Consider the following 12693-nt stretch of genomic DNA (forward strand, 5'->3'; position numbering starts at 1 on the left):
GCCGGGAACCCCGGCAAGCGGTTAATAGTGTTAGCCATTTTATACTGGCGACAGGCCATGCGGCGTCAGCTTGCCGCCGTTGCGGCCTGGCGACCGTGATGCCAGCGTAAAAGCCGCCGCTCGGCAACTGAATAGTCGGCCAAGTTCCGCATCAACGCCGGTATACCAGCATCCGGCCCTTGTAGGGGGCAGCCGGACTGTCGGCTTGCGGCGGCAGACTGCTTAATTGCATGTCCTGTTGCAGCGCAAAGCCAAGCGCGGCCATATTGCGGTTGAATGCCGGGCGGTGCCCGCGGTTGGGATCGACGATCCAGACCTCGGCATCGTCCACTGCATGCTGGTCGATGAATGCCGCGAGTTCGGCCGGCATGTCTCTGTCGTATAGCAAGTCGCTGCCGATTATAAGATCGTACCGGCTCGACAGCTGTATGCGCCCGGCATCCAATATGGACGCGGGACGCGCCTCGCCCCATTGGCCATGTTTGTATCTCAATGAAGCGCACAAGTCATTCAGCAGCAGGTTTTCCCGCAAGAAGTCCCCCGCCAGGGGATGGCAGTCGCTGGCGGTAATGCGCGCGCCGCGGCGATGGCCCACCAAGCTGGCCAGGCCAAGGCCGCAGCCTATTTCGAGTATTTTTTCGTCGGCGCAAACCGGCCGCAAGGCCAATTGCGCCGCCAGATGAAGAGCCGACGGCCATAACAGGCCGAACAGCGGCCAGACGGCGGGGCCGATGCCAAGACGCTCGGCTGCGCCGTCAGGGTCGTAGTATTGCTGGCGGTCCAGCAAAGAGCGAATAAAAAGATTACCAACGCCCGCTATGGCGATACTTTCCAGCTTGGTTCGATAGCCGGGCATCGTCATGAACGCAACATGAGAACACGCTCCAGAGGATAAAGACCTTCAGAGTATGGCCCACTTATGTCAAAAGACCAAACATGGCCCCAGCAACCGGCGGCAGGCTCGGACCGCCTCGCGGCCCGACCGCGCGTACATACTCCACGGAACGATGGAGCCGTAAACTGACATTACGCTTAATACGTAAATTTTGCATGTATTTGTAAAGGGCGCCAAGCCTGCAAAAGGCGATGCAAGGGCTTGCTGCGGGCATGTACTTTGCTAAACCAGCGGAAACGACGATTCCGTGAGACAAATATGAATACACGAGCAAAGTATGAACATGTATTTGCGTGCCTTTCGATGGCGGGAAGCGAAGTTTCCAATCAGCGCTCACGCAACGAACCTCATGGCGCCAGCGGATTGAGTCGAAGGCGCTTCGTGCAGGCGGCCTTGGCCCTGCCGGTCGTCAGCGCGCTTGCGGCTTGCAGTGAAAAGACCAAGCCGGTCCAGGTGGGGCGCATATTTTTTTCAGCCGACGAATACAAATTCGTCAAGGCCGCCACAGCGCGCTTGATACCCGGCACGGCCGACGATCCGGGGGCCTTGCAAGCCGATGTGCCGTTTTTTATCGATATGCAGCTTGCCGGTCCTTATGGGCGGGCCGATCGCTGGTATATGGAAGGTCCATGGGCCGACGGCACAGAGCAGCAGGGCTATCAATTAAAGGAAACTCCCGCGCAGCTATATCGCAAGGCCATTGCCGCAATCAACGATCACTGCCGCAGCCAATACGGCAAGGTATACGCCGACCTGAGCGAGCAGCAACAAGACCAGGTGCTGCACGACATGGACGACAACAAGATCAAGCTCAAAGACTTCCCGGCCCAGGCCTTCTTCGCGATTCTTTGGCAGAACACCCAGGAAGGCTTTCTTTCCGACCCGATGTACGGCGGCAATCGCAATTTCGCGGGCTGGAAACTGATCGGGTTCCCCGGCCCCCGCTACAACTACGTCGACGAGATCACAAAGTACGGCAAGCCTTATGCCTTGCCGCCCGTCGGCCTGATGGGCCGGGATGGTTCGGTCCTGAATCTATGAAGGAGCAAGAATGGCAACGAGACTGAAACCTGTCGATGTCGTGCTGGTGGGGTTCGGCTGGACCGCGTCCATCATCGCCCAGGAACTGACCGAGGAAGGAGTGCAGGTGCTGGCGCTGGAGCGCGGGGTGGATCGCGCCACCGTCCCGGACTTCGCCACTACCCACATACAGGACGAACTGAAATACGCGGTACGCAACGGCCTGTTCCAGGCGCCCATGCGCGAGACCCTGACCTTTCGCAATACGCGCGACCAGGTGGCCTTGCCCATGCGCCATCTGGGCTCTTTCCGGCCAGGCGCCGGTGTGGGCGGCGCGGGCGTGCACTGGAACGGCCAGACATGGCGCTTTCTGCCCGACGACTTCATATGGCGTTCGCACACTGAAGAGCGCTATGGCGCGGGCTTCATACCGGCGGATCTGACCATTCAGGACTGGGGCGTCACCTATGACGATCTGGAGCCTTATTACGACCGCTTCGAGTATTTGTGCGGTGTTTCCGGCAAGGCCGGCAATCTGCAAGGCAGCAAGCAGTCGGAAGGCAATCCATTCGAGGGCGCGCGCAAGCGTGAATACCCACTGCCGCCGCTGGAGCGCAGCGTGGGTTCGCTGATGTTCGACAAGGCGGCCAAGGAGATGGGCTACCAGCCTTTCGCCGCTCCGGCGGCCAATACTTCCCGGCCCTACCTGAACCCCCTGGGAGTCCAGATGGGCCAATGTACATACTGCGGCTTCTGCGAGTGGTTCGGTTGCGGCAATTATTCCAAGGCCTCGCCGCAATCGACCATACTGCCCGTGCTGCTGAAGAAGGACAATTTCTCGTACCGGACCGGCTGCGATGTTACCAAAGTGCTGCTGGACAATACGGGTAAAAAGGCCAAAAGCGTTATCTACCGCGACCTGGAGGGCCGCGAATACGAGCAGCCCGCGCAACTGGTCATCCTGTGCGCCTTTGCCCAGCATAATGTGCATTTACTGCTGCTCTCTGGAATAGGCGAACCGTACAACCCCTTCACGAACACCGGCGTCACGGGCCGCAATTATGCCTACCAGATCACCTCGTCGGTAGAGGCTTTCGTTGATGAACTGATCAATCCGTACATGGGCGCCGGCGCGCTGGGCCAGGCCATAGACGAATTCAACGGCGACAATTTCGACCACGGCCCTGAAGGCTTCATCGGCGGCGGCTATATCGCCCTGTGGACGACCGGCGGCCGCCCTATTCTTCAGCACCATCTGCCCAAGGACGCGCCCAAATGGGGCGCCGGCTGGAAGAAGGCCATGGCGGAAAACTACTTGAAGAGCGTGGCCATCTCCACCCACGGCAGCGTGGTCAGCCAGCGCGGCGCCTACCTGGACCTCGACCCCAACTACAAAGATATCTACGGCAACCCCATGCTGCGCCTGACCTTCGATTTCCATGCCAACGACTACAAGATGTCGGCATTCCTGACGGACAAGGCCGAAGGCATCGCCAAGGCGATGAAACCGCGCTCCATCGATGTGAAGAAACGCAAAGGCCCCTATTCCATTATTCCGTACCAGACCACACACAATACCGGCGGTGCGGTCATGGGCGACGATCCGCGCACCAGCGTGGTCAACCGCTACCTGCAAAGCTGGGACGTGCACAATGTTTTCGTCGTAGGCGCATGCAACTTCCCCCAGAACGCCGGCTATAACCCCACCGGCACGGTGGGGGCCCTGGCCTATTGGGCCGCCGACGCCATACGTTCGATGTATCTGAAGAATCCTGGGCCGCTGGTCCAGGCCTGACGCAGGAGGCGCCATGCACGCGTTCAAACACAAATCGATGGGTCTGGTGCTGGCAATTTGCGCCGGCATGCTGGCCGAGGGCGCCTGTGCCCAGGGCACAGACTTCACCAATATCCAGCGCGGCCGGTACCTGGCGCAAGCCGGGGACTGCATTTCCTGCCACACCGTAAAAGGCGGCAAGCCCTTTGCCGGCGGCTATCCCATGCAAACTCCCTTCGGCACCATCTATTCCAGCAATATCACGCCGGACCTGGAAACCGGCATAGGAAACTGGACCGAAAAGGACTTTTACCGGGCCATGCACGAGGGCAGGCGCAAGGACGGCCAGTATCTTTATCCCGCCTGTCCTTACCCCTGGTTTACCAAAATGACACGCGAAGATGTCGACGCCCTCAAGGATTATCTGAACACCCTGGAACCGGTGCGCGCCCTCCCGCCGGACAATGAACTGATCTGGCCCCTGGGCTGGCGGCAACTGGTTGCGGGATGGAACCTGCTGTTCTTCGATGAAGGCGAGTATGTCAAGAACGACGACAAGTCGGACCTTTGGAATCGGGGTGCCTACCTGACCAAAGGCCTGGGGCACTGCGCCGCCTGCCATACCCCCAAGAACATGCTGGGCGCTTCGATAAGCGATAAAGCCATGCAGGGCGGCGACGCCGGCGAAGGCTGGTACGCCCCCAGTCTTACCGGCCACAAGCGCGACGGCCTGGGAAGCTGGTCCGTCCGGGACATTATGGATTACCTGAAGACCGGCGCCAATAAAGACACGGCCAGTACCGGCCCCATGACCGAGGTGGTCATGAACTCCACCCAGCACCTAAGCGATGAAGACCTTGAAGCCATCGCCACCTACTTGAAAGACATCCCCGCGCACGAGGCGGCCAAGACGGACACCGCCATCGCCGACAGCACCATGGCGCAGGGCAAGGGCATCTACATGGACCAGTGCCTGGGCTGCCATATGGCCGATGGCAAAGGCCAGAAAAACGCCTTCCCTCCCCTGGCCAACAGCCCCCCGATTCAAGCCGCGCAGCCGCAGACGCTGATCCAGGTGGTGCTGGCCGGAGACTATATGGCGGACCCGCCTTCGCTTCCTACCGGCCTGGCCATGCCTGCTTTCGACTGGAAACTGAACGACCAGCAAATTGCCGATGTCCTGACCTATGTACGCAATGCCTGGGGCAACCAGGCGCCCGCGGTCAGCGCCGACCAGGTCGCCGAAACCCGCAAGGATCTGCACAAATACGGCCCCCGCTACAAGCGCCTGATTTCACACACCATGCATTAACGGCCCGGCGGGCGCCAAAAGAAGCGCCACCGAAGCCGTGGCCATGTCCTGAAGTTCGCTCGGGGGGCATGGCCGCGCGCATATGGAATCATAGTGCCGAGGCCCACAAAGCAAGCCGGTCAGGCCTTTTGAGCCATCAGTTCTTCCTTGGTTTCCTGCATGGGCTTCTCCAGTTCGCGCAGGTCCAAATCTTTCTCGATCACTTTGGGAAAGAGTTCGTCTTCCTCTTCCGTGATGTGATGGTTGGTGTACTCGCCCAGCACGGTGAAATACGCATCGTACAGGTTCTCATTAGGCTGCATTTCCTCAAGCTGCGCAATCAGTTCCTTGGCGCTGGCGTGTTCGACCTTGGCTTCGTCCAGCAAGCTGCCGAATGTCTTGGGGTCCGCGCCGCGCAGAAACGGATAAAAGTGCTTTTCTTCCACCCCTGTATGCGCGGTAAGCGCGGCACAGGCTTGCCGCACGATCTCGGCCTTCCTGTTGTTGTCTTTCGCCGACTTGAATTCCTTGAAGAGTTTCTGCGCTTCGCGATGATCGTCGATCAGCATCGTAATTACTTTTTTCTGAGCCGAAGGAATGTGGCTTTTATTCATAGACATGAGTCTTCTCCTGTGGGTTATAGCGAAAGGCCGCCATGGCGACTCCAAGCAAACGCCATACCCGCACGCAGGGATGGAGCGCCCTTACCAAAAACCAACGGGTATGGCGTTTGCTGCGCCGTTGCGGCGGCCGTCATAGTGACCGCATCCGACAAATGATTTTGGGTCATCGACGTGAACAACATTGACGCTGTGTCAGACTATATGCAGGAGCATCGCCTTCTTCTTGTGACCGCGGAATCCTGCACAGCAGGGCTGATTGCCGCAAGGCTGGTGGACAGCCGTGGAGCCGGCGAAATACTGGACTGCGCCTTCGTAACGTATTCGCCCGCCGCAAAGCAGCGTTGTCTGGACGTGAACGAGGCCACCATCAAGGCTTACGGACTGACGAGCGAACAAGTATCGATTGAAATGGCGCACGGGGCGCTTGCCAGAAGCAAGGCCAACGTCGCCATTGCCAATACCGGCGTAACCGAACCCATGCCAAAGGGTCCTCCCGAAGGCACCCAGTGTTTTGCCTGGGTTTTCAGCTTGCCGCACGCCACGGCGCAGGTGTTTTCGGAGACACGCAAGTTCGACGGAGAGCGAAACGAAGTCCGCGCCGCCAGCGCGGACTATGCGCTGGCACGGCTGGTACGGTTGCATGCCCGCCTCATCGCCGCAGCCAGCGGTCCCGTCCGATAGGCGGTACAACGCTCTTCCCAGCCCAACGCAACGCCGCCCCGCATGCCGGAGACCGTGTTCGGCAAGCCTAGGCCCGCTTGCGCCTTCGCTGTACCCCATGCCAGCGGGCATACCGATTGCTGGTTTTCAAGAACCATGCGGCTCATCTGCAATGAGCGGCTTTCCACCCGTCTATCTAGAGAGGTCAAAGGATGAGTAACGCGTCGACAGCGTTGGGCAGCGCATTGGCCGACCAGTCCGCGGCCCGGCACGCGGTAGAGCTGGCCTTGCCGATGATTGAAAGCGGAATGGCTTCCCGCAGCATCGGCGAAAGCGGCTTTCTGTATATCGTCATTATGGATCCCGCGCTTGGGCCGGAGGCCTGCAGCTTTGAAAGCGCCATACTGTATGAACACTCTGTCGGCGACCGCAGTGCCTGGGATGCCGACTATGCACTCTATGCGCGCGAGAAGGCGCGCGTATGCTGGCGCGGGCGGCGCAGCGGACACGAGCTTCGCTATATTGCGCCACATTTGCTTCGCGCCACCGACACCGGGGTCTGGGGAGGAGTCTGGCACGACGGGATCGCCGTAGGTGTCAGCGGGGCGGACCCATGGTTCGACGAGGCCATAGGAACAAGCGTTGCGGGACTGTTGCGGGCCATCGCCAAGCAGCGGGCCTTGGCGCTGCAAGAAAGCCTGGAGCTTGGCAGGCATGATCAGGGCGGCGCGAAACCGCTTGCATCGACTTGAGCCTTGAACGTGAATAAATTTGCTCAAGCCATTCGTCCTCCAAAGTTCGGCTGGACCGGTCAGCAGGAAATCCTGACGACCATATGGCAGGCCGTCTGGCGATTCCGGCGCCGTACGGCGGCGGCACTGGCTTTGTTGATTGGAGCCAAGGTTTTCTCCCTGCTGGTTCCAGTGGCGTTAAAGCAGATCGTCGATACGCTGGAAAGCGGCCAGGCGGCGCTGGCCTTGCCCGTATTCCTGCTGCTGGGCTATGCACTGTTGCGGTTTCTATCGGGGCTGTTCACCGAATTGCGCGATATGGCATTTGCCAAAGTGACCGCCACAGCAGTGGCGGACTTTACCGTGCGGGTTTTCGACCATCTTCACCGGCTTGGCGCGCGCTTTCATGGCGGGCAGCAGACGGGCGTATTTGCACGCGACGTTTCGCGCGGTACGGCGGGCATAGGCTTTTTATTAGGCACAGCCCTGTTTACCGTGCTGCCCACGGTGATCGAGATTGTTTCTGTCATCGTCATCCTGCTGACTGCGTATCGAGCCGGATTTGCCGGAGTGCTTGCAGTCACGTTCATCGCCTACGCCGTCTACACCATAGTTTTCACCGAGAAACGCATTTTTTACCAGCGTGCGCTGAACGAGCTGGACTCTGCCGCCAGCGGTCACTTGGTAGACAGCTTGATGAACTACGAAACCGTCAAGCTCTACACCAGCGAGCGCGCCGAATCCCAACGGCTCGGTGGAATAATGAACCGGTGGATAGGGGTGGGCCTGGACAACCAGAAGGCCTTGTCCATCCTTCACGTCGGGCAAAGTGCGATTATCGCGTTTGGCGTGGCCATGGTTATGCTGATGGCCGGGCAGGATGTGGTCAACGCAAGACTTACCGTGGGCGATCTGGTACTGATCAATGCATATGTCATACAGGTGTGCCTGCCGCTGAACACCCTGGGGCTGATCTTTCGCCAGACACGCGAAGCCCTGATCAATGCAGAGCGCATGTCGGCATTGCTGCGCCTGCCCACCGAGGTCGACCACAAGAAGGACTTGCCCGCCTTGAAGGTTCAGGGCGGAGCCGTCAGCTTCGACAAAGTCGATTTTTCCTATGACCCCGCAAGGCCAATACTGCATGACATCAGCTTTCGCATCGGGCCCGCCCAGCATGTGGCGGTGGTAGGCGGAAGCGGATCGGGCAAGTCCACGCTGGCGCGCCTGCTATTGCGCCTGTACGACGTCGACGCGGGCAGCGTGACGATCGACGGCCAGGATGTGCGGTCGGTCACCCAGGCAAGCCTGCGAGCCAATATTGGCGTCGTGCCACAGGAATCGCTGCTGTTCAACAATACGATCCTGTATAACATCGCCTACGGCAAGCCACATGCGACCATGGCACAAGTCATCGAGGCGGCCAAGGCCGCCTATATTCACGAGCTGATAGAAAGCCTGCCCGACCAGTACGACACACCCGTGGGCGAACGCGGCATCAAGCTGTCTGGCGGAGAACGCCAGCGTATCGCCATAGCGCGCGCGTTTCTCAAGAATCCTCCCATACTGGTTCTGGATGAAGCCACCTCTGCCCTTGACACCCGCACCGAACGGGCGATCCAGAACGGGTTGAAGAGTCTCTCGCGCGGGCGCACCACGCTCAGCATCGCGCATCGGCTATCGACGATAGTCGATGCCGATCTTATCCTCGTCATGGACCATGGGCGTATCGTCGAGCGCGGCACGCACCAAGAGTTGCTCGGCCTTCAAGGCCAATATGCCCAGATGTGGAAGCTGCAGCTTCAGCAACAAGCGCTGAACGAGCAGGAAACGCGGCTGACCACTCAGCCGGTGAACCTGGTAGCGCTGGTGGCCGGCGTACTGGATGCGCTACGAGCCCCCATCGATGCGCGGGGCATCGCGCTATATACCCTGATCAGGGCCGACGTTGCCCGCGTAACAGGCGATCCCGCAGCACTGCAAAAGCTCTTGGGAGACATGCTCAAGAGCGCCATCCACTTCACGCCCCCTGACGGGCGTATCGAGATAAGCCTGGAGCGGGTCGACACTGAAGTCGCAGTCACGGTCACCGACAGCCGTTTGACGAACCGCATACCAGCCGCGGCGAATGACGCGGACGATGAGCCTGACGCCATTGAGGCGGCTTTGGCCGATGTCCCGCTGCTGGATCCGCCCCAGGCCAACGCATTGATGGAACAAATGGGCGGGCGTTTCGAGATGCATATCGCCGAGGACGAGTCGGGGCTGTCTTTTGTCATGCGCATGCCGATGCGCGCCGTCGCCGAAATGGCGGCGCCGGCGCAGCCCGCGCTTCAAGCTGCAACGCCCGATCCGCTGAAGAACCTGGAAATATATATCGTCGACGACCAGCACGAAGCCCGCGAACTGCTCGGAGAATCGCTGCAGGACTATGGCGCCCATACCCACCTGTTCCCATCCGGAGATACAGTGCTCGCAGCCTTGACCGAGCGCCCGCAAGACCAATGGCCGGACGTGCTTGTGTCCGACATCTCGTTGGGCGATACCGACGGATACCAAGTGCTGGCCAAGATACGCCAGATGGAGGCGCAGCGCAATGTGTCGCTGGGACGTCGACTGCCCGCCATTGCCCTGTCTGGACACTCCGCTGCGGAGGACAGGCTTTACGCGCTGCTGGCCGGCTTCCAGGTTTATATGGCCAAACCGGTGGACCCGCGCGAACTGGTGGCGACGATTCTTGCATTGACACGAGGCACAGCGGCCGTCTCCTCACCCAGCCCGTCAGAACCGCCCACGCAGACTTGAACCCAAGTCGGCACAAACTTTATGGAGGTAAATATGGAAAAGGAATCCTCATCCGCAATCGCCCAGTGGCCCGAAGACGCCAGAGAAGCAGCACAACTGGTGGTCGACCAATATGGCGAGCCCGACGAAGTAACCGCCAGCTTCGTTGTCTGGCACAAACCGGGCCCCTGGAAACGCATCGTCGCGTCCAGGCAGGTACATGAACACAATTTTCCGGCTCCCCATCTGGATTCCGTGGAATCGGTGATCGACTATCGCTTCCCCGACGATAAGGCCAGGGACGTTTTCTTATTCGACGGAAGCGTGGTGATCAACCGTACCGAAGGAGAGGTCTCCGCCCGTTGCCATGACGAACAGGCCAATTTTCTGGCATTGAACCTTATGCACGATATCGCGACAAACGCCAAGAACATACAGCAGGCGCGCGAATACTATGCCCTGGAGTTCTTGAATGCCCGCCGCAAGCAGCCTACGCCATACATGGAAAAACTGCACTTTATGCCAGCTCAAGGCGCGGCCGCCGATCCGGACACCCGCTTGCTGACGGATGAGGCCTTGCAACAGGCGGTCGAAGAAGGCAAGCGCAATAGCGCGGGAAGAGGCGGGTAGCGGACCATGCCCAGTCACAGCATAACGCGGGACCTCGCATCCACGATGGACCCGCTAGTTGTGGTGTCGCCCCACTATGACGACGCCGTATTCAGTTGCGGCAACTTGCTGGCGCTTGCGCCGGGCAGTACGGTGGTGACCGTCTACACAGGCCTCCCGGAAAAGGCCGACATTCTTACCGACTGGGACCGGCGCTGCGGGTTCTCGAGCGCGCGCGATGCAATGCAGGCCCGTGCGCTGGAAAACCGCAAGGCCCTTGGCCTTTTACATGCCGCGGGTATCGATCTTGAGTTCCTGGACAGCCAGTATGCGCGGCGCCGCGAGAACGGCGCGGACCTGCTGAGCGACACACTGGCCTCCACCATTACACAAATACAACCCGCAGCGGTGTTTTTCCCGTTGGGGCTGTTCCATGAAGACCACATCAATGTATCAGACGTATTGATAACCATCTGCCATCGCTTCCCCATCATCCATTGGTTCGTCTATGAAGACATTCCCTACCGCCAGCAATCGCAAAGAGTCGTGCAGCGGCTCTCGAAGCTGGTCGAATCGGGCGTCGGCCCCACCCCTATCCATGTCAAAGGCATGCCCGAGTACAAGGCGAAGGCGGTCGAAGCTTATCAAAGCCAGTTTCGCGGCTTGGGCTACGACGACGGCCGGCCAGTACTGCGCCAAGCTGAACAATACTGGCGGCTGCATTGCAGCATGGATCTCCTGTAGTCCAGCGAAGTGATCGGCATGACGGGACGGCGCGGGCATGCGGTTTGCTTCGAAAAGCTGGACAGCGCGATCGCGGTAAAACGCGCTACCCACCTTGCCGTGTACTTCCTTTAGCGAGAGACACCATCATGAATGTCGTTATCATTGGGGCGGGCTACGTCGGTCTGGTAACCGGCTGCTGTCTGGCAGAGGCCGGACACCGGGTGGTGTGCGTCGACCACGACGCCGAGAAATTGGCCGGGCTGAGATCCGGGCGCCTGCCCTTCCATGAGCCGGAACTGGTAACGATACTTGGCGAGCAGCTGGCCAGCGGCCGGCTGCTATTCGAAGACAGCGTCGCGCGCGCCATGCCAAACGCGGATCTCGTGTTTCTTGCAGTTGGCACGCCTTCGCAAACCGACGGCAGCGCCAATCTCGAGAATCTTCTGCGTTGCGCCAATGAACTGGCCGCCACGGCTTTCAGTGATTGCATGGTCGTTGTAAAGTCCACTGTACCCGTCGGCACTGGCGACCGTCTGGAGGCGCTTTTGAACGAAAATCGGGACCAGCATTCCGGCCATCCCCGGATACGGGTTGTCTCCAATCCGGAGTTTCTCGCCGAAGGCCGGGCCGTGCAGGACTTCCGGCATCCCGACCGGATCGTTATCGGGGCCAACGATGCCGGCTCGGCCGCGGCGCTGGCACAGCTGTACGCGCCTTTCGACGTGGACGGAATGCGCCTGATGTTCATGGACCGCCGCAGTGCCGAATTTGCCAAATACGCCTGCAACGCCATGCTGGCAGCGCGCATTTCAATGATCAATGAGCTGGCCGGATTGGCCAGCGGCTTTGGCGCCGACATAGAGGCTGTCTGCGGCGTCCTTAAAGGCGATCCCCGCATTGGCGGCAGCTACCTGCATCCGGGCGTGGGCTATGGAGGGTCCTGTCTGCCCAAGGACCTTAGCGCTCTTATCACTTGCGCCAAAACCATAGGCGAGCCCGCCGATATGCTCTGCAGCACGCAGCGCGTCAATAATCGTCAGGGCCGCCGCCTGCTGGAGTTCATACGCGAATATTTCCGGGGCGAGCTTCGCGGGAAGCGAATTGCCATATGGGGCCTTTCTTTCAAGCCCGCCACCGATGACGTGCGCGCCGCACCGAGCCTGGCGCTTATCCGCGGACTGCTGAACGAGGGCGCCTTGGTGTCGGCCTACGATCCCGTTGCCATGAAGGCCGCCAGCCTTGCATTGGGCGCAACGCCGGTCGTTTTCGGAGCCTCGGCCATGAGCGTGTGCGAGGGTGCCGACGCATTGGTATTGATGACGGAATGGGACGAATTCAAAGCTCCCGACTTCAAGGCCCTGGCCATGTGTATGCAGGGTTCCATGGTCTTCGATGCACGCAATCTTTACCAGGGCTCGATGTTGCGCCAATACGGTCTGCAGCATTTTGCGCTTGCCCGGTGTGCGCGACCGAAAGGCGACAACGCCGGCTTAAGCGGAAGAACCTCGCCAGTGCGCCCGGAAACGGCACAAGCACAGGCCCATGGCGGTGAAAAGCCCTATTCCTAGCTCAATTCCTGG

11 protein-coding genes are annotated in these 12693 nt (G+C 59.9%); 9 read left to right on the forward strand and 2 right to left on the reverse strand.

The genetic code is table 11. From position 1 onward, the window contains the following. Window positions 1–151: 151 nt before the first annotated feature. Window positions 152–862, reverse strand: coding sequence for a class I SAM-dependent methyltransferase (locus DFR37_RS09225; RefSeq protein ID WP_346724939.1), 711 nt, complete (start codon window positions 860–862; stop codon window positions 152–154). A gap of 291 nt (window positions 863–1153) precedes the next feature. Here DFR37_RS09225 and DFR37_RS09230 point away from each other — a divergent pair, with 291 nt between their 5' ends. The 3 genes from DFR37_RS09230 to DFR37_RS09240 all read left to right on the forward strand — a co-directional run bounded on the left by DFR37_RS09230 (window position 1154) and on the right by DFR37_RS09240 (window position 5001). Further along, a complete protein-coding gene (locus tag DFR37_RS09230) occupies window positions 1154–1936 on the forward strand; it encodes a gluconate 2-dehydrogenase subunit 3 family protein (protein ID WP_242341795.1) in 783 nt (260 codons plus the stop codon). Between the two features lie 10 nt (window positions 1937–1946). Beyond that, the gene (locus DFR37_RS09235; RefSeq protein ID WP_113932965.1) at window positions 1947–3710 is read left to right on the forward strand and encodes a GMC family oxidoreductase; all 1764 of its coding nucleotides are present in this window, start codon (window positions 1947–1949) and stop codon (window positions 3708–3710) included. 67 nt (window positions 3711–3777) lie between these two features. Then, window positions 3778–5001 (forward strand): c-type cytochrome, encoded by a 1224-nt coding sequence (locus DFR37_RS09240; RefSeq protein WP_429866784.1) that lies wholly within the window; start codon window positions 3778–3780, stop codon window positions 4999–5001. 119 nt (window positions 5002–5120) lie between these two features. On the opposite strand, the gene DFR37_RS09245 is transcribed toward DFR37_RS09240, so the two are convergent. After that, the gene (locus DFR37_RS09245; RefSeq protein WP_242341794.1) at window positions 5121–5600 is read right to left on the reverse strand and encodes a hemerythrin domain-containing protein; all 480 of its coding nucleotides are present in this window, start codon (window positions 5598–5600) and stop codon (window positions 5121–5123) included. A gap of 174 nt (window positions 5601–5774) precedes the next feature. Between DFR37_RS09245 and DFR37_RS09250 the strand changes: the two genes are divergently transcribed. The 6 genes from DFR37_RS09250 (at window position 5775) to DFR37_RS09275 (ending at window position 12681) form a co-directional block, all read left to right on the forward strand. Next, a complete protein-coding gene (locus DFR37_RS09250; protein WP_113932967.1) occupies window positions 5775–6284 on the forward strand; it encodes a CinA family protein in 510 nt (169 codons plus the stop codon). Between the two features lie 191 nt (window positions 6285–6475). Then, a complete protein-coding gene (locus DFR37_RS09255; RefSeq protein ID WP_113932968.1) occupies window positions 6476–7015 on the forward strand; it encodes a hypothetical protein in 540 nt (179 codons plus the stop codon). 9 nt (window positions 7016–7024) lie between these two features. Continuing rightward, entirely contained in the window at window positions 7025–9799 is a 2775-nt protein-coding gene (locus tag DFR37_RS09260; RefSeq protein ID WP_242341793.1) for an ATP-binding cassette domain-containing protein, read from the forward strand. Window positions 9800–9832: 33 nt separating this feature from the next. Continuing rightward, window positions 9833–10408 carry a hypothetical protein gene (locus DFR37_RS09265; protein WP_113932969.1) on the forward strand — a complete coding sequence of 192 codons (576 nt, stop codon included), beginning with the start codon at window positions 9833–9835 and terminating at the stop codon, window positions 10406–10408. A gap of 6 nt (window positions 10409–10414) precedes the next feature. After that, window positions 10415–11131 carry a PIG-L family deacetylase gene (locus tag DFR37_RS09270; protein ID WP_113932970.1) on the forward strand — a complete coding sequence of 239 codons (717 nt, stop codon included), beginning with the start codon at window positions 10415–10417 and terminating at the stop codon, window positions 11129–11131. A gap of 128 nt (window positions 11132–11259) precedes the next feature. After that, a complete protein-coding gene (locus DFR37_RS09275) occupies window positions 11260–12681 on the forward strand; it encodes a UDP-glucose dehydrogenase family protein (RefSeq protein WP_113932971.1) in 1422 nt (473 codons plus the stop codon). Window positions 12682–12693 lie beyond the last annotated feature (12 nt).

It is taken from the genome of Eoetvoesiella caeni (assembly GCF_003315175.1).
In the GTDB taxonomy this organism is placed as follows: domain Bacteria; phylum Pseudomonadota; class Gammaproteobacteria; order Burkholderiales; family Burkholderiaceae_B; genus Eoetvoesia; species Eoetvoesia caeni.